Source organism: Galbibacter kalidii (genome assembly GCF_026241135.1).
Taxonomy (GTDB): Bacteria; Bacteroidota; Bacteroidia; order Flavobacteriales; family Flavobacteriaceae; genus Galbibacter.
Window position 1 is genome coordinate 160,615 of record NZ_JAPFGA010000006.1, and the last position, 20,119, is coordinate 180,733.

Here is a 20,119-nt window from a genome sequence, read left to right on the forward strand (position 1 = left end):
TATACTCTGGTTATATATAAATCTTTCAAATGTAATAAAAATTAATGTTTAAAATGACGTGTTCCTGTAAATGCCATCGAAACATTGTTTTCATTACAATAATCGATACTTAATTGGTCTTTTATAGACCCCCCGGGTTGAATTACTGAGTTAATTCCTACTTTATGTGCAATCTCAACACAGTCAGGAAACGGGAAGAAAGCATCGCTGGCCATTACGGCATTGTTGAGGTCAAACTTAAACGAATGCGCTTTTTCAATAGCTTGTTTTAGTGCATCCACTCTACTGGTTTGTCCGGTTCCGCTGGCACATAGTTGTCGGTTCTTAGCCAATACAATGGTATTGGATTTAGTATGCTTGCATATTTTAGAGGCAAACAATAAATCATCTAACTCCGTTTGCGACGGTTTATTGTCTGTCACGTATGAAAGATCGTCCAAAACGTCTGTTTTTGTGTCTTTATCCTGAACTAAAACCCCGTTTAGACATGACCGCACGGTAGTTTCAGGAAGTTCTATTTCTTTTTGAATTAAGATGATTCGGTTTTTCTTTCCTTTTAAAATCTCTAAGGCTTTTTCTGAATATGAAGGAGCAATAACAACCTCACAGAACAAGCTGTGAATTTCGTTGGCAGTGGCTTTGTCAATTTCGGTGTTGGCGATCAAAATGCCTCCAAAAGCTGAAACAGGATCGCCTGCCAAAGCATCAACATAAGCCTCTTTGATGGTTTTTCTAGTGGCCACACCACAGGCGTTGTTGTGTTTTAAGATTGCGAATGTCGGATCGTCGTTCTTGAATTCGTTCATCAAATTCACGGCAGCATCAACGTCCAGAAGGTTGTTGTATGACAATTCTTTTCCGTGAAGTTTGTCGAAAATGTCTTCCAGCTTTCCGTAGAACATCCCTTTTTGATGCGGATTTTCACCATAACGCAATGTCTGCCCTTTGGATTCACTGATTTTGAAACCTTCAATAGCTTCGGTTTGGTTGAAGTAATTGAAGATAGCACTGTCGTAATGAGAAGAAACATTAAATGCTTTTGCGGCAAATCGCTTTCTGTTTTCTATGCCAGTCTGTCCGTTCTGTTCTGTAATAATCTCCAGGAACTCTGCATAATCTTCCATAGAAGAAACACACATCACGTCTTTAAAATTTTTAGCAGCGGCACGGATGAGGGAAATTCCTCCGATATCAATTTTTTCAATGATATCCTGTTCGTCAGCTCCGCTGGCAACCGTTTTTTCAAACGGATACAAGTCTACAATAACAATATCCAATTGCGGAATTTCATATTCTTTCAATTCAGCAACATCACCTTCATTTTCCTGTCTGTTCAAAATACCGCCAAAAACCTTTGGGTGTAGTGTTTTTACACGACCACCAAGGATGGAAGGATAGCTGGTTACATCTTCTACAGGAACGACATCAATGCCGAGGTCTTTGATAAATTTTTCGGTTCCTCCGGTAGAATAAATGGTGATGCCGAGTTCGTCTAGTTTTTGAACGATAGGTTCTAATCCCTCTTTACTGAATACAGAAATTAAAGCCGATTGGGCTTGTTTTAAATTAGTCATTGTTATTGCGTTGTTTTGGTGTGCAAAAATACATTAAATTTTCACATTGGAAACAGTATAAAAGCTTCAATGTAAAAATTTTATCCCACTAAGTGGGTTTGATTTCCCGATACTTTGCATCGAAATAATTAAAAGATTATTCTATAATTTGAGCTACCTGTTGGTTGACAAACTCTAAAAAGGTTTCATCTTCTTCGGTAAACGGATTGGCAGTATGCGAATCAATATCGATCTGACCGATATTTTCTCCGTTGATAAAAAGTGGAATGACGATCTCCGCCTTTACAAAAATACTACAGGCGATATAATTGTCTTGTGCTTTTACGTCGGGAACCACAAAATTTTGATTGGAGACGGCTACCTGTCCGCAAATCCCTTTCCCAAACGGGATGATGGTATGGTCGGTAGGTTCACCGGCAAAAGCGTGGAGTTTTAATTCATCCTTGTCGCCGTTCTTAAAATAAAATCCTACCCAATCATAATAGGATATATTGTTTCTCAGGACTTCACAGATTTTGGTGAGTCTGTCGTTCACCGAAAGTTCATTGTTTGTGGCAATGCTTGTGATTTCGGGTTTTAACGAATCAAATGTCATAGCGTTTCATTTTTTTTGCAAAAATAGGGGAAAGTTTGAGAGTGGGAAATAGCTTTTTCTCACTAAGTAAGATTTAATTTTACTCAGGAAGCGGAACATAAGAAGTATCGCCTTCCACTTTTGGAAATTCTTTGTCTTTCCATCGTTTTTTGGCAGCTTCTATGGTTTCCTGTTCCGTAGCCACAAAATTCCAAAAGATATGCCGGTCTTCGAGCATGGTTTCACCTCCAAATAGCAACAAGTGAGTGTCGGCCGGAAGGATGACTTTGCAGGCATCTTCCGTTTTGGAAACGATCATGTTCCCGGCATCTATTTTTTGGTCGCATGCTATGATATGACCTTTTACCACACAAATACCAATTTCACCTTTTACTTCTCCCTGAATGTTTAGGGCGGTTTCTTTTTTGGTTTTTACTTCGATCATAAAAAGATCGGTGTGGACAGGAACAGGGGATTTCCTGCCGTAGCCTTCTCCGGCGATCAAGGTATAGGAAGTATCGTTGTTTTCCCAAGTTGGGAGTTGTTCCTTTTCAAAATGATGAAACTCAGGCTCCATAAATTCCAATTCCTTGGGTAATGCTACCCAAATTTGAAATCCATGTACGCTGGATTCGAGTCCGTCTTTTCTCAAATAGTCGGGCGTTCGTTCGGTATGTGTTACCCCTTTTCCGGCTGTCATCCAGTTGACGGCCCCGGGTTTAATGACTAGGTCACTACCGATACTGTCGCAATGCCTAACTTCTCCTTCAAATAAATAGGTAAGCGTAGAAAGACCAATATGCGGATGCTGACCAACATCCATATAGCTTCCTTTTTTGACGGTTGAAGGCCCCATGTGGTCGATAAAGATAAATGGCCCTACCATTCTTTTCTTTCTGAAAGGAAGCAGCCTTCCCACGAGAAAATCCCCAATATCGCGTGCACGTTCTTCTATGATCAATCCTTTGTTGGACATGTGTTTTTGTTTAAACGAGTTCAATGCTTACTCTCGTAAAGGTAAAAAATACCCATAAAAAAACCGCATTGAATCAACAATGCGGTTTTTAAAGATTTTTATTCCCCTCCTTTGGAGGGGTTAGGGGAGGATTTACATCATTCCCGGCATTCCGCCACCGCCGCCCATTGGAGGCATGGCAGGAGCGTCTTCTTTAATATCTGTTAAAGAGCACTCGGTAGTCAGAATCATACCGGCAACTGAAGCTGCATTTTCCAATGCAATCCTTGTTACTTTGGTAGGATCGATGATTCCGGCTTTAAGCATGTTTACATACTCATCTGTCTTGGCATTGTATCCGAAGTCGTCTTTTCCATCATATACTTTAGCGACTACCACAGAGCCTTCTTTTCCGGAGTTTTCAACGATAGTTCTCAAAGGAGATTCTAATGCACGGGTTACGATTTGAATACCTGTTTCTTCATCGTCGTTTTCAGGTTTGATCTTGTTAAGTGAGGCTTTTGCCCTAAGTAAAGCAACACCACCACCGGCAACGATACCTTCTTCAACGGCAGCTCTTGTAGCGTGTAATGCATCATCTACACGATCTTTCTTTTCTTTCATTTCTACTTCAGAAGCAGCACCGATGTATAGCACGGCAACTCCACCTGCCAGTTTAGCAAGGCGCTCTTGAAGTTTTTCCCTGTCATAATCTGAAGTTGTAGATTCGATCTGGGATTTGATCTGATTCACACGTGCTTTGATGTTTTCAGCATCTCCTGCTCCGTTTACTACAGTTGTATTGTCTTTGTCTATGGTTACGGTTTCAGCAGAACCAAGCATATCCAAAGAAGCGTTTTCCAAAGAAAAACCTCTTTCTTCAGAAATTACAGTACCGCCGGTTAGGATAGCGATGTCTTCCAACATGGCTTTACGTCTGTCTCCAAATCCGGGAGCTTTTACAGCGGCAATTTTCAATCCACCTCTTAATTTGTTCACTACCAAAGTAGCCAAGGCTTGTCCGTCAACATCTTCAGCAATGATCAATAGTGGTCTTCCTGATTGTGCTACCGGCTCAAGGATTGGGAGGATTTCCTGAAGGTTTGATATTTTTTTGTCGAACAATAGGATGTATGGGTTCTCAAGTTCGGCAATCATTTTATCGGTATCTGTAACGAAGTAAGGTGACAAATATCCTCTGTCAAACTGCATTCCTTCTACTACATCAACATAGGTGTCTGTTCCTTTTGCTTCTTCAACAGTGATCACTCCTTCTTTTCCAACTTTTTCAAAAGCCTGGGAGATCAACTCTCCGATAGTGTTATCGTTATTTGCTGAGATAGCGGCTACTTGTTTTATTTTTTCTGAAGAATCCCCTACTTCTGTAGCTTGACCTTTAAGGTCGGCAACCAAAGCTTGAACTGCTTTGTCGATACCTCTTTTCAGGTCCATTGGGTTAGCACCGGCGGTCACGTTTTTAAGACCTTCTTTTACGATGGCTTGTGCCAAAACAGTTGCGGTAGTGGTACCGTCTCCTGCCAGGTCGTTGGTTTTAGAAGCAACTTCTTTTACCATTTGTGCGCCCATGTTTTCCAAGGCGTCTTCGAGTTCGATTTCTTTTGCTACGGTAACCCCATCTTTTGTTACTTGTGGAGCTCCAAATGATTTGTTAATGATAACGTTACGTCCTTTAGGTCCTAAAGTTACTTTTACAGCATTTGCCAATGCGTCAACTCCACGCTTAAGACCGTCACGAGCTTGAATGTCAAATTTTATATCTTTTGCCATTGTTGTTATTTTTTAGAACAAGTACAACTTGTTGGTTAGAATTTAATTTCACTTATTGATTTAAAAGCACTGCTTAAACGATAGCAAGTATATCGCTTTCACGCATCATAAGGTAATCGGTGCCTTCTAATTTTATTTCTGTCAGTGTCCTTGGGAACTTTCCGTATAAAACAGTATCACCTATTTTTACAGTCACCTTTTCGTCCTTTGTACCTGGACCAACTGCTACAACTGTACCTTTTTGAGGTTTTTCTTTTGCGTTGTCTGGAATGATGATACCTGAAGCTGTTTTGGTTTCAGCTTCCAAAGGCTCAATAAGAACCCTATCTGCAAGCGGCTTGATGTTTAACTTCGACATATTTTTTAATATTTGATTAATTAATTTAAAATTCACTTCCAATATTCAGGCAGAAATTATGCCATTGGAGAGAAACTGACAATTTTAAAAAATAAATGCCAACTTAGTGACAAGCTGGCATTTTTAATAGGGTAATATTGTTGATTTTATTGTGCATCCGTAGAATCGGATGTAGTATTGGCAGGAATGTCATTTTCTGCCGGTACCGTATTTGGGGTGGTGTTTTCAATATTACTGTCCTCCAACAATTTTGAATCTGAAGGATTGTTGTTTGACATCAAGGTAATGTTAGACAATAATATCAGTGCTACAAGGATAGTGGCCAGTGTCCAGGTACTTTTGTCAAGAAAATCCCCTGTCTTTTTCACTCCACCTACAACTTGGCTCGCTCCACCTCCAAAAGAAGAAGACAATCCGCCTCCTTTAGGATTTTGCACCATGATCACTAAAACTAATAAAAATGCTACTATGATAATTAGCACTAAAAAAATTGAAAACGTACTCATTTCTATATCAATTACTTTCTTTTACTTTCTTTATCGCATTAATTTGGTCTGCAAAGAAACCACTTTTTTCCGGATATTTCAAACTTAAAATTTTATATGCTTTTATTGCCTTTTTAAACTTTTTTTGTTCCAGATAAACCCTTGCCAGCGTTTCGGTCATCAATTCGCTTTTTTCCACTTTTTGTTCTTTGGTCAGATCGGTTTTTTTAACATGTTCACCAACCGGTGGAATTTTTGGGTTGTTTTCTATAAACTTGTCGATCAGCTTTAATTTATGCTCGATAGCCGATTGCTTTTCTTTTTTCTCTTCCGAAGTACTTTCTCTATCATCTTTTCGGTCGATGGGTTTGGCTGTAGACGAGAGCTGCATCCACTCCATAAAAGAATGTGTTTCTTTTTTACTGAACTCAAGTGGTTTACCTAATTGTAGCCCTTTTCCTTCTTTTTCGGGCACTTCCTTTTGTTCTTCTTTTTCTTCTTTAGGCTGAAAAAGCTCCGGATCCATCACGGCATTGGAGTTCACTTCGTTGAAATCGAATGAAGTCTTGTTGTCGCGGATAATGATCTCTTCAGCTTCCACGGGAAGGGCAAATAGTTCTTCATTGGCCGATTGGATCGCTATTTTCTTGGCAATGGCGTGTTGCTTGAATTCCGGGGAGGTGATATATTCAAACAAGATCGATCGGTCTGTGGTGTAGGCGGCAGCAACTTTTAATTCTGAATTGTATTTAAAACTTTCGCGGTCCCTTAAGGCTTTTAAATAAACGGCTCTGGCGGCTTGGAAAAAAGGATACTCGTCGATAATCTTTTTTAGGGATTCGACGTGATCCTGACCAATGCTTTCAGGTTTTTGTAACAGATATGAAAAATCAGGGACATTCATATATTACCAGTTTGCCAAAGTTTCATTAAAAATATCTTGTGTTATACGTTCAAAAATTTCATCATGCGCAGCTTGCTTTACTGTTAACAATTGTGACCCCGCTGGATAATCGTAAAAGAAAGTGAAACGCTTTTCAAAATCTTCTTCGGGCTTATCCGCATTGAAAAACCGGACATTAACACCGATGGTCAACCGGTTCTGTGCTGCTCTTTGATCTGCTGTAGCCGACATAGGTGATACAGCATAATTCACTATTTCCCCCTCATAGATTAAATCGGCATTTCTGTTCACCAGTTGTAAATTGGTCTGGTTTTGAATCAGATCTTGTAAGGCGTTGGTGAAATCATAATCCAATCCAGGCTCTACAATCGGAGCGTTGTTCTGGAAAAAATTTACCTGAAAACTTTCCGCAGTCGTATTCACTCCGGTAAAAGAATAGGGACCGCAAGCTGACAGCATCAAGGCTGTTATGCTTAAAATAAAAAATTTCTTCATGATACAAAATGTGTGCTTCAAAAGTACATGAATTTTTTTGATTGAAAATTGGACATAAACTTCAATACCAAAAAAATTATGTGCTTTCCTGATGTGAAACTGAAATTTGTATTTTGGTTGTAACAAATTTTAGTTTTTTACAGAAGAAAAGAACGAAAAAAATATTACAAATCGTATTGTTTGATCTTTCTATACAGTGTGCGCTCAGAAATTCCCAATTCGCTGGCAGCTGCTTTTCTCTTTCCTTTGTTTCGTTCTAATGCTTTTTTGATCAATTCCAGTTCTTTGTCTTGCAGGGATAGGGTTTCTTCCTCTTGAATTTCCTCTGCAAAATGATATTTGTCTTCTTTCTCTTGAGGTGGTTCCGGCAAGCTTTTTTGGTGTTCTACCTGAAGGATTTCCATAACATCTTCGTCCTCTGTATTTGCATAGTCAATCTCACTTTCTTCGCCGTAAATCTTGTTGATAAGGGTTTTGTTTTCCTTTTGAACCTTCTCGCCGTTGCTATCGTCCTTCATCAACTCCATGGTCAACTTTTTCAGGTCGTTGAGGTCGCTCTTCATATCGAAAAGGATCTTGTAGAGAATTTCCCTTTCACTGCTGAAATCGCTATCGGATTTGGTGTGTTTTATCACAGCAGGAAGATTACTTCCGGCATCGGGCAGATAACTTTTTAGAGTGTCGTATGAAATGGTTCTATTCTGCTCCAAAACAGAGACTTGTTCGGCAATATTTCTCAGCTGACGAACATTCCCGGCCCATCGGTATTTTAAAAGTAACTGAATAGCAGCTTCCTCCAAACGGATAGTGGGCATTTTGTATTTCTGGGCAAAATCGGAAGCAAATTTCCGGAATAACAAATGGATATCGTCTTTTCGTTCGCGTAGTGGTGGTAGGTAAATCTCTACTGTGCTCAATCGGTAGTACAGATCTTCTCTGAATTTTTCCTTTTTAATAGCCTCAAACATGTTGATGTTGGTGGCCGCTACAATGCGAACATCCGTTTTTTGAGTCTTGGACGATCCTACCTTTAAGAATTCTCCGTTTTCCAATACACGTAAAAGGCGTACTTGTGTGGTGAGTGGCAATTCACCTACCTCATCCAAAAATACAGTACCGCCATCGGCTTCTTCAAAATAACCGCTTCGGGTTTGTGTGGCACCGGTAAAGGCCCCTTTTTCGTGTCCGAACAGTTCAGAATCAATGGTTCCTTCAGGAATAGCACCACAGTTTACGGCGATAAATTTACCGTGCTTTCTGTGGGAGAGGGAGTGGATTATTTTTGGCAAGGCTTCTTTCCCCACACCGCTTTCCCCGGTAATTAAAACCGAAATGTCTGTAGGGGCAACCTGAATGGCCTTTTCTATGGCACGGTTCAGCTTTACATCATTACCTATGATGCCAAAACGTTGTTTTATGGCTTGAACACTTTCCATATGTGTTTTTATATTATTTCCCACAATCATAATCATGCGGGGATATTATTTTTTCTATTTAGATATGTGCCGGGGCTGTATAAGGTTTAGTTGTTGTCTGAATAACCAACAGCTTCTCCAATCAAAGTGGCAGCTGTACAATCGTTTATCTTGACGTTTACAAATTCTCCTACTTGATAATTCTCCTTCGGAAAAACAACTACGGTATTTTGTGTGTTTCGTCCCATCCAATGTTCATCCGATTTTTTGGATGTACCTTCAATAAGCACTTCTTGGGTTTTGCCCAGATGTTGTTGTGTGCGATAGAGCGCATGTTTTTGTTGGAGGTTGATGATCTCGGTCAATCTTCGTTTTTTTACATCTTCGGGAATATCGTCTTCCATTTTTCTTTCTGCCAGGGTTCCTGGGCGTTCTGAATAGGCAAACATAAAACCGAAGTCGTATTTCACATACTCCATAAGCGATAGCGTATCCTGATGATCTTCTTCGGTCTCTGTTGGGAAACCGGCAATCATGTCTTGTGAAATAGCACATTCAGGAATGATCCTACGGATGTTATCGATCAATTCGAAATACTCTTCCCTTGTGTGCAAGCGGTTCATGGCTTTCAAAATGCGGTTGCTTCCACTTTGCACAGGTAAATGGATATATTTACAGATATTTTGATATTTTGCCATGGTCTCGATAACGTCAAGGGTCATGTCTTGCGGATTGGAGGTAGAGAAGCGAATACGCATTTTTGGTTGGGCTTCTGCAACCATTGCCAAGAGTCCGGCAAAATTCACTGCTGTTGCTTTTTGCATATCGGTGGCTTTGTCAAAATCTTTTTTCAATCCGCCGCCATACCACAAATAGCTGTCTACATTTTGTCCGAGTAGTGTAATCTCCTTAAAGCCTTTGTTCCACAGGTCGTTTACTTCTTTTATAATGGATTGCGGGTCGCGGCTACGCTCCCTTCCACGGGTAAAAGGCACTACACAAAACGTACACATATTGTCGCAACCACGGGTAATGGAAACAAAAGCACTTACCCCATTGGTATTAAGCCGAACCGGGGCAATGTCTCCATAGGTTTCTTCCTTGGAAAGGATGACATTCACTGCATTACGGCCTTCATCTATTTCCTGAACGAGGTTTGGAAGGTCTTTGTAGGCATCGGGGCCAACAACCATATCCACGATTTTTTCTTCTTCGAGGAATTTGTCTTTCAAGCGCTCGGCCATACAGCCCAAAACGCCGACTTTCATTTTCGGGTTGATGCGTTTTACAGCATTGAATTTTTCAAGACGTTTTCTTACGGTCTGTTCAGCTTTATCCCTTATGGAACAGGTATTCACCAATACGAGATCGGCTTCTTCCATCTGTTGGGTGGTATTAAAACCTTCTTTTGCCAAAATGGAAGCTACGATCTCACTATCAGAAAAATTCATCTGACATCCGTAACTTTCAATATAAAGTTTACGGCTATTGCTTTCGTTTTGTTCCAGAACCAAGCTGTTCCCCTGTTGTTTTTCGTCAATAATCTTCTCCATCGTATCCTAAAAAATCAGTTAGGGTGCAAAGATAATATTAAAATTGGAGTAGTGACAAATTGTCAGCGTAATTTTAACGCAACTTTTTCAAGGAAAATACATCCTATAAGTGATAACCGTAAAAACTGAAACTAATGAAAACCAAGGCACTACCATTTTTAATGCTGTTGTTTGTTGCTTTTACTTCTTGCAACAACGACAGCGGAACAGATTACGAAAAAGTAAAAGTAGCCTCAGCCGAAATTATGAGTTTTGAGGCTTTGAGAACTTCTGTAGCGATATTACCGCCACAACCTATAGAAGAATCAGGGAAGATTTATGTGCGTGAAAATATTGTCTTGATCAATGATAAAGCTGAAGGCATCCATGTGATCGATAATTCAAACCCTGCAAATCCGCAAAAAATAGCATTTATAAAAATTCCGGGAAATAATGATATGGAGTTGAAAGGTAATTATTTGTATGCCGATAGCTATATCGATTTGGTGGTTTTTGATGTTACTGACTTTTCAAATGTAAAAGAAGTAGAGCGACTTGAAAATGTATTTCCGTATTATCCCACTTTTCCTTCTTTGCCCGAAGAAGATGTTTTGATAGACTACAGCACCTATCCTGCTCATAGTGGAGGAATTGTCGTTGGCTGGGATATAAAGACGGAACTCAGGGAGGTTGTTGAAGATGGTTCGATGTACTACTCGTTGGCTGATGCTATGGAGGTTGCCAATGTTGCTCCGTCAACCGGACAGGGAGGTTCGTTGGCGAGGTTTAAGATTGTGAGCGATTACCTCTATGCAGTCGATTCACACAATATTAATGTTTTTGATATTTCCAATCTTGAAGCTCCTCAGGAAAAAGAAAAGGTATATGCAGGCTTCGATATTGAAACAATATTCAATAGAGGGAATCATTTATTTTTAGGAAGTATGTCCGGAATGTACATCTACGATATTGAAAATCCTGCTGCTCCAACCTATGTTTCAGAGTTTATGCACGGTACGGCTTGTGATCCTGTGGTAGTCGATGGGGATTATGCCTATATCACTTTGCGAGGAGGAAACCAGTGTGGCGCTACGGAAAGCGGCTTGTTTGTAGTAGATATTTCTGATATTGTGAATCCAGTGGAAAAAGCTTCATATTCGTTGAAAGAGCCATACGGACTCGGGGTAATGGGCGATCGATTATATGTTTGTGACGGAAGTGAGGGCTTGAAGGTTTTTGATAAGACCGATGTCATGGACATCCAGATGCTCAACAAATATGAAACAGCAAAGACTTATGACGTAATTCCGATGGAAAGTCATTTGTTGATGATAGGGGAAAACAAATTCTATCAATATAATTATGAAGAAAACGGACTTTCACTGATCAGTGAGTTTTCGTTGAATTAAACTCAGAGGTTTCCATCTGGTTTATAAGAGGGTGTCTAAAAAGGCTTGAAAACCTTTGTCACACTGAACTTGTCGAAGAGTAATGTAATGAAAATAAAATCGTCTTCGACAGGCTCAGACTGACAATTTGTGTAAAAACAGTCTTTTTAGACACCCTCTTTTTATTTTTTTAATTCAAAAAAACTATTTTTGACGGTTATAATAATTAACCAAAAATCTATACAAAATGAACCTTACTACTTTATTGAGTAAAATTGAACGTAACAATCCTCTTGATTTCGGAGATATCTTCAGCAAAGCCATCGACCTTTTTAAAAAAGTGTGGGTGCAGGGATTGCTTCTTCTCATAGCGAGTATGATATTGGTGTTACCTGTATTTTTGATTATTTATGTGCCGTTGATCGGTGCTGCAGCTGCCAATTCTCAAGGAGCAGAAGTTCCTCCTGAATTCCCTATTGGGATCATGCTATTGTTAATCCCCATCATTATTATTATACAAACGATCGGTTTGGGATTGATGGCCGGATTTTATAAAATGGTGCGAAAAAGAGATAAGGATGAAGAAGCCAAAGTCTCCGATTTACTTTTTTATCTGAAAAAAGAATATTTTGGGAAGCTCTTTGTGTTGGCCCTAATAGTTTTGGGTATAGCAATATTGGCTACATTGGCGTGCTACCTTCCTGTGTTTTACGTGATGGTGCCTTTATCTTTTGTTTCGGTAATCTTTGCATTTAATCCTGAACTTCAACCAAAAGAAATTATAAAAGCCTGTTTTAAACTCGGAAACAAAAAGTGGTTGATCACATTCGGATTGATCATAATTTCAGGGCTGTTGGCTGAAATAGTTGGTTTGCTTTTATGTGGAATCGGGATTTTATTTACGGCATCATTCAGTTATTTACCGGTGTATTTGATTTATAAAGAGACCGTTGGTTTTGAAGATGAAGACGAAATCGGACAAATAGGCGAAGAGGAAATTTAAGATAAAAACAGTTCGATATTTATTGGTCTTAGCAGATGTTTTATTCCCTTTAAAGGGTGTGAAGTATTGCAAATTAAAAATTCTACATACTTTTGTACCCTAAAAAAATGGTTTATGGCAAAGAATTTGGTAATTGTTGAGTCACCTGCAAAAGCAAAGACCATCGAGAAGTTTCTCGGGAAAGATTATAAGGTTGAATCCAGTTTCGGACATATATCGGATCTCCCTGCAAAAGAGTTGGGAGTTGATGTCGAAAAGGATTTTAAACCTAAATATATTGTTTCCTCGGATAAGAAAGCGGTGGTTAAAAAGCTGAAAGAGCTCGCAAAAAAAGCAGAAATGGTATGGCTGGCGAGTGATGAAGACCGGGAAGGGGAAGCTATTGCATGGCACTTGGCTGAAACACTTAAATTGGATAGGGACAAAACCAAAAGGATTGTCTTCAATTCCATTACCAAAAAGGCTATCCAAAATGCCATCGAGAATCCGCGTAGCATAGATTATAACCTTGTCAATGCTCAGCAAGCGAGAAGGGTGTTGGACAGGCTGGTGGGATATGAATTGTCGCCGGTACTTTGGAAAAAGATCAAAACCGGACTTTCCGCAGGAAGGGTGCAATCGGTTTCTGTCCGACTTATCGTAGAAAGGGAACGCGAAATAAAAGCGTTTATACCTCAGGCTTCGTTCAGGATTGTAGCTGAATTTAAAAATGAAAGGGGAAAAGCCTTTAAGGCCAAACTGAATAAAACCTTTAAAACCAAAGAGGAGGCCAAAGCCTTTTTGGATAAAAATATAGGGGCTAACTTTAAAATTGCATCGCTTGATACCAAGCCTGCAAAAAAATCGCCTGCAGCACCTTTTACCACATCAACTTTGCAACAGGAGGCTTCCCGAAAATTGTTTTTTTCGGTAGCCAAGACCATGAATATGGCGCAGCGCTTGTATGAAGCCGGTTTGATCACTTACATGAGAACCGATAGTGTGAATTTGTCCGGTGAAGCCATAGAAGCGGCCAAAGCTGAAATCCTGAAATCCTACGGAGAACAATTCAGCAAACCCAGAAATTACGCCAGCAAATCAAAAGGGGCACAAGAAGCTCACGAAGCGATCCGCCCTACCGATATGGCGCGTAGCCGTGTGAATAATGTTGAAAGAGATCAGGCACGATTGTATGAATTGATCTGGAAAAGAACTCTGGCCTCACAAATGAGCGATGCAAAATTGGAACGCACCAATGTAAAGATCGAAGTTGATCAGCATTCAGAATTATTTACAGCCAACGGAGAGGTATTGAAATTTGAAGGTTTCTTGAAAGTATATCTCGAAGGAACCGATGAAGAGGAAGAAGAACAAGCAGGAATGTTACCGACGCTTAAAACCGGGGAATCAGTTTATAAAAACTATATCACTGCAACCGAACGTTTTACAAGACCACCGTACAGATATACCGAAGCTTCCCTTGTTAAAAAATTGGAAGAATTGGGAATCGGGCGTCCGTCTACCTATGCGCCTACAATTTCAACCATCCAAAATAGAGGATATGTAGAAAGGGGAACCGTAGAGGGCGTAGAACGCAAATACACACAATTAATATTACAAAGTAGTGAGGTAAAGGAAAGTTCGCTTACCGAAATGATAGGTTCCGATAAAGGAAAATTGGTGCCTACAGATATCGGTATGATTGTGAACGATTTCCTTGTTAACCATTTTTCTGGAATTCTTGATTACAACTTTACGGCTAAAGTAGAACAGAGTTTTGACGACATTGCTTCCGGAGGGGAAGACTGGACACAGATGATAGAGGATTTCTACAAAGATTTCCATCCGAATGTAATAGATGTAGAGGAGAATGCGGAAAGGGAAAGCGGCGAACGTGTTTTAGGAAAAGATCCGAAAACGGGAAGGCAACTGAGTGTGCGTTTGGGACGTTTTGGTCCTATGGCGCAGATAGGAACGGTAGATGAAGAGGAAAAACCGCAGTTTGCAAGTTTGTTGCCCGACCAATCTATAGATACCATTACTTTTGAAGAAGCTTTAGGCTTGTTCAATTTACCGAGAAAGCTCGGTGTATATGACGGGCAAGAAGTTGAGGTGAACGTAGGACGTTTTGGTCCTTATGTGCGCTTTGGCAAGAGCTTTGTTTCTTTAGCTAAAGGCGAAGATGTGTTTGAAGTGGATATGGAACGGGCGAAAGAACTGATTGAAGAAAAGAAAAAAGCCGACGCGCCAATAGCATCCTATAAAGGAAAGGATGTAACCAAAGGAAAAGGCAGATTTGGTCCGTTTATCAAGTGGGACGGTATGTTCATCAACGTCAACAAAAAATACGATTTTGATAATCTCTCTCAAGACGATATCGAAACTTTGATCGAAGATAAACTGAAGAAAGAGCGTGAAAAAGTGATTCATAACTGGGAGGATGAAGGCATCCGGGTAGAAAAAGCACGTTGGGGACGTTCCAATATTATCAAAGGAAAAACGAAAATCGAACTTTCAAAAGATGTGGACGCCGCTGCTTTGAGTTTGGATGAGGTGAAAGAACTGATAGAGAAAAAAGCACCGAAGAAAAAAACCAGGGCCAAAAGAAAAACCAAATCAAAGAAATAGTTGATGGAGCTCGAATTCTTGACACCTGTAAAAAGCGTGGTTTTGGCACACAATGAGTTATTGCCAAAACAAGCTTTGGGAAGAATCATGCGAGTACATTCAGAAAAGAATGGGATTCCGGATCTTGAAGGAGTACAATTGGCTATCATAGGTGTGAACGAAACGCGAAGCGACAGTGTTGAGACCAAAGGAGAGCTTGATCTTACTTCCATAAGAATAGAGATGTACAAGCTTTTTTTAGGAAATTGGCATGCCGACATTGCTGATTTGGGCGATATCAACTCCGGTGAAACCCTTGAAGACACCTATTTTGTGTTAACTTCCATAACAGCACAACTTTTGCGGGAGAATATTATCCCGATAGTCATTGGCGGAAGTCATGACCTTACCTATGCCATGTATCGGGCATACGACAAGATGGAACAAATGGTGAATTTGGCTTCTGTTGACAGCAAATTTGATTTTAGTGCCTCAGACGAATTGATATCTTCGGGTGTGTATATGAGTAAGATCATTATGGAGCAGCCCAACAATTTGTTCAATTATACTGTTGTGGGCTATCAAACCTATTTTAATGCACAGGAAGAGATCGACCTGATGGAAAAACTTTTTTTTGATGCGTATAGATTGGGAGAGGTGACAAATGATATTACGATCGTAGAACCTGTTTTTCGTGATGCCGATCTGGTGAGTGTGGATATGAGCTCGGTCAAAGCTTCAGAGTTGGGCTATGCATCAAATACATACCCTAATGGTTTTGACGGAAGGGAAATATGTGCCATAGCCCGTTATGCCGGAATCAGTGATAAAGTGACTGGATTTGGTCTTTTTGATTGTAAGGATACAAAACAGAGTGCGCAATTAACAGCACAAATAATATGGTATTTTTTGGAAGGATATAATTACAGGAAAAAAGACTATCCGTTTATATCCTCAGCCAATTATAATAAATATATTGTACCATTGGACGACATAGATATTTGTTTCTATAAGAGCAATATTTCAGACCGTTGGTGGATAGAAGTGCCCCAAATTGAAAATTTAAATAATAAATTCAAAAGACATACGTTATTACCTTGCACGCATAAAGAATATAAAGAAGCCAGTGAGGGTGTAGTGCCCGAAAGATGGTGGAAAGCGTACAAGAAAATGTTGGTATAATCGCCAAGAAAATAACACTATTCACTTAGTTTACTGTGTTTTACGGTGGTTTTACAACAAAAATTAAGAGTTTATTGTTTTTTTAAAATTTATTGGATAGGTTTACCATCTTGAATCTAAGAATGTAATTTAACCTCAATTATGTATATGAAAAAGCTATTTCTATTAGCATCTGTTACATTATTTTTGACCAGCTGTGGTTCTAATGACAGAGGAGAATTAGTTGGTGTTAGCGGAAAAAAATGGCATCCCGAAAAGCCCTACGGTATGTCGCTTGTTCCTGGAGGCGCCTTCATTATGGGTAGGTCTGAAGAAGACATGGCCAATGTTCTCAATGCTCCAACAAAAACAGTTACAGTACGTTCATTTTATATGGACGAGACTGAGATCACAAACAGTGAATACCGCCAATTTGTCGAGTGGGTGAAAGATTCCACCGTTCGTACAAGACTGGCTGTCCTTGCTGATGAATTAGGAGAAGTCCCTGGTAACGGAGGAATAGGTGAATATGCGTTTAAGGATGCAGATACCGCCAACCTTTCTGAATATCAAAAGTATATGCTTTTTAATTATTCAGGTATGGGAGAGACTGGTTATGAAGGAAGACAACTGAATAAGGATGTAGACCTTGTTTGGGACGTTTCCAAATATCCCGATGAATATTATACAGAGGTTATGGATTCCATGTATATCCCAATGGAAGAAGCCTATAACGGTCGAAGAACGATCGATGTCAATAAACTGAAATTCCAATACGACTGGATGGATATTCAGGCAGCTGCTAAAGCCAAAGGCGGTGGTCAGCGTAGAGACTTTATCAAACACGAGGAAGTCTTGGTGTATCCGGATACTACGGTATGGATCAAAGATTTTAGCTACTCATACAATGAGCCCATGCACAATGACTATTTCTGGAGTGAAGCCTACAGCGACTATCCTGTGGTTGGAGTTACTTGGAAGCAAGCAAAGGCTTTTTGTGCATGGAGATCAAAATATAAGAACGATTATCAAAAGGAAAAAGGAAAACAATTTGTAAACCAATTCAGATTGCCAACCGAGGCCGAGTGGGAATATGCGGCCAGAGGAGGTATAGAATCCGGAACATATCCGTGGGGAGGGCCGTATATATTGAACAACAGGGGTTGTTTTATGGCGAACTTTAAGCCTATGAGAGGTGATTATGCAGCCGACCTGTCATTATATACTGTCGAAGCCGATTCATATGACCCCAACGATTATAATTTGTATAACATGGCAGGAAATGTTTCTGAATGGACAAATTCATCATTCGACCCCAATTCGTATGAATATGTTTCCACAATGAATCCGAACACATACAACGACGAGAACAAGCGTAAAGTGATTAGGGGTGGTTCGTGGAAAGATGTTGCTTACTTCTTGCAAGTGAGCACAAGAGATTATGAGTATCAGGACTCAGCGCGAAGCTATATTGGCTTTAGGACAGTACAAGATTATATGGGTACAGAAGCTACTCAATAACCAAACTTGAATCCGAATACTACAATTAATTGAATTATTAACTTAACTTAACTAAAAAATTTTTATTACTATGGCACAGTCAAAATCAACAAAGAGACTTTTTAACATGGCCTACGGGCTTGGAGCATCGGTGGTAATCATTGGTGCATTGTTTAAAATACTACACTGGGAATTAGGACCGATTAATGGTGGAATGCTGTTAGCTATCGGTTTGATTACTGAAGCACTTATTTTTGCGATTTCCGCATTTGAACCGGTTGACGCCGATCTCGACTGGACATTGGTATATCCTGAATTGGCAGGAGGTATGACTGCCAATAGAAAGAACGAAGCATTGGAAGCAAAAGAAGCTGAAGGACAACTTTCTAAAAAGTTGGACGATATGTTGAAAGAAGCAAAAATAGATTCAGCATTGATGTCTAGTCTTGGCGACAGTATCAGGAATTTTGAAGGCGCTGCCAAAAATATTTCTCCAACTGCCGAAGCTTTGACTTCTACTAAAAGATATAGTGAAGAACTTTCTTTGGCCGCCGCTCAGATGGAATCGTTGAACAGCTTGTACAAAGTACAGTTGGAAAGCGCCAACAAACAAGCGATGATCCAAGAAGAAGTAGCCGCAAATGCCGGAAGGTTGAAAGATCAAATGCAGTCGTTGACTTCAAATCTTTCTTCATTGAACGGTGTGTATGGTGGAATGCTTACTGCAATGAATAGACCTGCGTAATTAGTACGTTTTATTGAACCAATAATTAACTCTTAAACTAATTAGATATGGCAGGGAAATTGTCACCACGTCAGAGAATGATAAACCTAATGTACCTGGTTTTCATTGCAATGCTGGCGATGAATATGAGCAAGGAAGTATTGTCGGCTTTCGGATTATTGAACGAAAAGTTGACCACTTTCAACAAAAAGGCAACCGAGCGTAATCAGGCTGCATTAGCAAACCTGGAATTAAAAGCTACGGAACAGCCGGAGAAATATGAAGCTTTGTATAAAGAAGTAGGAATCATTAAAGGAGCTTCTTCAGGATTTTATAGCTACTTAGACAGTCTGAAGTCTGAAATGGTAGCCGAAATCCCTAAAGAAGACCTTCAGGATTATGAAGTGATGGACAAAGCAGACTTTTTGGACCAAGCTTTTTTTCAAGGCGAGGTGTATTCTGCAGAAGGACAAAAGTTTGTGGATAACATTGAAAGCTACAGAGCAAGCACGATAGAGATCATCAACAAGATTCCGGACTCATTGATGAAGCCGGAGCAAAAAAGCAGTTTGATGTCTGCTATCGAAACACGTTTTGATACCGGAGACGACAACGGAAAAGTAGAAAACAGAGATGGAAGACCCATAGATTGGTTGAAGTACCATTACGAAGGATTCCCTTTGGTGGCGTCGTTGACAAAAATTACTTTGTTACAGTCGGATATCAAATCTACAGAAGATGAAATTTTAAAATCGATGCTTCAAGGGCAAATGTCATCAGATCTTTCTATGACCAATTACACCACCTTGTTGGAACAGCCAAAATCGGCTTACTACCAAGGAGAGGAATTCGACGGTGCCATTGTATTGGGGAGAAAGGATAACACAACAAGACCCAATGAAGTTAATCTTACTTTGGACGGAAGAGAGTTGGAAGAAGATGAAGACTATGTGATCGAAGACGGTCGTGTTAAATTGACCGTTAGTGCCGGTAGAGCCGGAGATCATAAGTTGGAAGGTAATCTGATCTTCAAACAAGATGGAGAAGATATCGAGGTGCCTGTGTCACAAGAGTTTGCTACCATTACCAAACCAAATGCAGCGGTAATTTCAGCAGACAAGATGAATGTGGTATATCGTGGAGTTTCCAACCCAATGACGATTTCCATTCCTGGAATTCCAGACAATAAAGTAAGTGCATCTGCTTCTGGACTTAAAAGAGTATCGGGAAGTAGATATGCAATGATGCCCGGTACAGGGAGAACGGTGGTGATTAGAGCCAGCGGAACTTTACCAGACGGACAAGGTGTTTCATCATCATCAGAATTTAGGATTAAAGATATCCCACGCCCTTCAGGAACGGTTAGAGGTGAATATGGCGAAATCAAAATGCCGAGAAACAACCTTGAAATTTCAACTGTTGGAGCGATGTTGGAAGATTTTGACTTCGATTTGAACCTTGCGGTGAGCGGCTTTAAATTTAAAGTTCCGGGTCAACCTACGGTTCAGGTGAGAGGAAACAGATTGGATGCTCGTGCCAAATCGGCTCTTAAAAGAGCCGGAAGAGGCGAAGCAGCACAAATTTTTGATATTCAAGCTTACATAACCAACAACAGAACATATAAACTTAAAAAAGTATCGCCTGTTGTTGTTGAGCTAACGAATTAATAAATTATTA

At 40.0% G+C, this 20,119-nt stretch carries 17 protein-coding genes; 7 read left to right on the forward strand and 10 right to left on the reverse strand.

Going from position 1 to position 20,119, the window contains the following annotated elements; translation table 11 throughout:
* Positions 1-41: 41 nt before the first annotated feature.
* The 10 genes from purH to miaB all read right to left on the reverse strand — a co-directional run bounded on the left by purH (position 42) and on the right by miaB (position 10,101).
* On the reverse strand, positions 42-1,574 hold the full coding sequence (gene purH / locus OOZ15_RS08490; protein WP_265955797.1) for a bifunctional phosphoribosylaminoimidazolecarboxamide formyltransferase/IMP cyclohydrolase: 1,533 nt from the start codon (positions 1,572-1,574) through the stop codon (positions 42-44).
* A 136-nt stretch (positions 1,575-1,710) separates the two neighbouring features.
* Complete coding sequence (locus OOZ15_RS08495; protein ID WP_265955799.1) at positions 1,711-2,169, reverse strand: GAF domain-containing protein; 459 nt, start codon at positions 2,167-2,169, stop codon at positions 1,711-1,713.
* A 79-nt stretch (positions 2,170-2,248) separates the two neighbouring features.
* A complete protein-coding gene (locus OOZ15_RS08500) occupies positions 2,249-3,124 on the reverse strand; it encodes a pirin family protein (RefSeq protein ID WP_265955801.1) in 876 nt (291 codons plus the stop codon).
* A gap of 132 nt (positions 3,125-3,256) precedes the next feature.
* Positions 3,257-4,891, reverse strand: coding sequence for a chaperonin GroEL (gene groL, locus OOZ15_RS08505; RefSeq protein ID WP_265955802.1), 1,635 nt, complete (start codon positions 4,889-4,891; stop codon positions 3,257-3,259).
* A gap of 73 nt (positions 4,892-4,964) precedes the next feature.
* Positions 4,965-5,249, reverse strand: coding sequence for a co-chaperone GroES (locus OOZ15_RS08510; RefSeq protein WP_265955803.1), 285 nt, complete (start codon positions 5,247-5,249; stop codon positions 4,965-4,967).
* 146 nt (positions 5,250-5,395) lie between these two features.
* Positions 5,396-5,755 carry a preprotein translocase subunit SecG gene (gene secG, locus OOZ15_RS08515; protein WP_265955805.1) on the reverse strand — a complete coding sequence of 120 codons (360 nt, stop codon included), beginning with the start codon at positions 5,753-5,755 and terminating at the stop codon, positions 5,396-5,398.
* 7 nt (positions 5,756-5,762) lie between these two features.
* Positions 5,763-6,638 (reverse strand): DUF8458 domain-containing protein, encoded by an 876-nt coding sequence (locus tag OOZ15_RS08520; protein ID WP_265955807.1) that lies wholly within the window; start codon positions 6,636-6,638, stop codon positions 5,763-5,765.
* Between the two features lie 3 nt (positions 6,639-6,641).
* A complete protein-coding gene (locus tag OOZ15_RS08525; protein WP_265955809.1) occupies positions 6,642-7,133 on the reverse strand; it encodes an LptE family protein in 492 nt (163 codons plus the stop codon).
* Between the two features lie 164 nt (positions 7,134-7,297).
* Entirely contained in the window at positions 7,298-8,569 is a 1,272-nt protein-coding gene (locus OOZ15_RS08530) for a sigma-54 interaction domain-containing protein (RefSeq protein ID WP_265955899.1), read from the reverse strand.
* An 86-nt stretch (positions 8,570-8,655) separates the two neighbouring features.
* Positions 8,656-10,101: a tRNA (N6-isopentenyl adenosine(37)-C2)-methylthiotransferase MiaB gene (gene miaB / locus OOZ15_RS08535; protein ID WP_265955811.1), complete on the reverse strand. Its 1,446-nt coding sequence runs from the start codon at positions 10,099-10,101 to the stop codon at positions 8,656-8,658.
* 134 nt (positions 10,102-10,235) lie between these two features.
* Between miaB and OOZ15_RS08540 the strand changes: the two genes are divergently transcribed.
* The 7 genes from OOZ15_RS08540 to porM all read left to right on the forward strand — a co-directional run bounded on the left by OOZ15_RS08540 (position 10,236) and on the right by porM (position 20,109).
* Complete coding sequence (locus tag OOZ15_RS08540) at positions 10,236-11,489, forward strand: LVIVD repeat-containing protein (protein ID WP_265955813.1); 1,254 nt, start codon at positions 10,236-10,238, stop codon at positions 11,487-11,489.
* Between the two features lie 226 nt (positions 11,490-11,715).
* A complete protein-coding gene (locus OOZ15_RS08545; protein ID WP_265955815.1) occupies positions 11,716-12,471 on the forward strand; it encodes a hypothetical protein in 756 nt (251 codons plus the stop codon).
* A 114-nt stretch (positions 12,472-12,585) separates the two neighbouring features.
* Positions 12,586-15,078, forward strand: coding sequence for a type I DNA topoisomerase (gene topA / locus OOZ15_RS08550; protein WP_265955817.1), 2,493 nt, complete (start codon positions 12,586-12,588; stop codon positions 15,076-15,078).
* A 3-nt stretch (positions 15,079-15,081) separates the two neighbouring features.
* Positions 15,082-16,239, forward strand: coding sequence for a formimidoylglutamase (locus OOZ15_RS08555; protein ID WP_265955819.1), 1,158 nt, complete (start codon positions 15,082-15,084; stop codon positions 16,237-16,239).
* A gap of 147 nt (positions 16,240-16,386) precedes the next feature.
* Entirely contained in the window at positions 16,387-17,739 is a 1,353-nt protein-coding gene (gene porK / locus OOZ15_RS08560) for a T9SS ring complex lipoprotein PorK/GldK (protein ID WP_265955820.1), read from the forward strand.
* 70 nt (positions 17,740-17,809) lie between these two features.
* Positions 17,810-18,463, forward strand: coding sequence for a type IX secretion system motor protein PorL/GldL (gene porL / locus OOZ15_RS08565; protein ID WP_265955821.1), 654 nt, complete (start codon positions 17,810-17,812; stop codon positions 18,461-18,463).
* 47 nt (positions 18,464-18,510) lie between these two features.
* On the forward strand, positions 18,511-20,109 hold the full coding sequence (porM, locus tag OOZ15_RS08570) for a type IX secretion system motor protein PorM/GldM (protein WP_265955822.1): 1,599 nt from the start codon (positions 18,511-18,513) through the stop codon (positions 20,107-20,109).
* Positions 20,110-20,119: the final 10 nt, after the last annotated feature.